Source organism: Roseovarius halophilus (ex Wu et al. 2025), assembly GCF_047086965.1.
In genome coordinates this window covers 1-529 of record NZ_JBKOTX010000548.1, presented here as the reverse complement: position 1 = coordinate 529, position 529 = coordinate 1, and the positions used below count along the sequence as shown (strand labels likewise).

The 529-nt window shown below is 66.4% G+C and carries 1 protein-coding gene; it reads right to left on the bottom strand.

Annotated elements, in window-relative coordinates; all coding sequences use genetic code 11:
• Window positions 1-528: MFS transporter (locus ACH107_RS33425; protein ID WP_412509874.1), on the bottom strand; the 528-nt coding region annotated here is incomplete at its 3' end.
• Between the last annotated feature and the right edge of the window lies 1 nt (window position 529).

Below are 529 nucleotides of genomic sequence, written 5' to 3'. Positions count from 1 at the left end.
TGCAAACCCCACCACCGTTCCAAGGAAGAGGGAATTGTAGCTCACCACCGCCAGCAGGAGCCCGGCCAGCATCGGGCTGACGATGTTCTCGAGGTCATAGGCCAGACGCGACAGAGACAGCGCGCGAGTGTAGCGCGCCTCCTGGGGCAGCACGTCGGGGATCGTCGCCTGGAAGGTCGGCGTGAAGGCCGCCGAGGCCGATTGCAGTAGGAAGATCAGGGCGTAGACCTGCCAGACCTCTGTCACGAAGGGCAGGCAGAGCGCCGCGGCTGCGCGCACCAGATCGAGCCCCACGAGAAGCGCGCGGCGGTTTACCTTGTCGGCAAAGGCCCCGGCGATGGGCGCGATGCCCACATAGGCCACCATCTTGATCGTGAAGACCGTGCCCAGGACCATCGCAGCCCCATCCCCGGCGAGATCGTAGGCGAGTAGCCCGAGCGCCACCGTGGCCAGCCCCGTGCCGAGCAGTGCCACGACCTGCGCGAGGAACAGGTGGCGGTAGGTGCGCTCAGTGAGGATCTCAAGCATG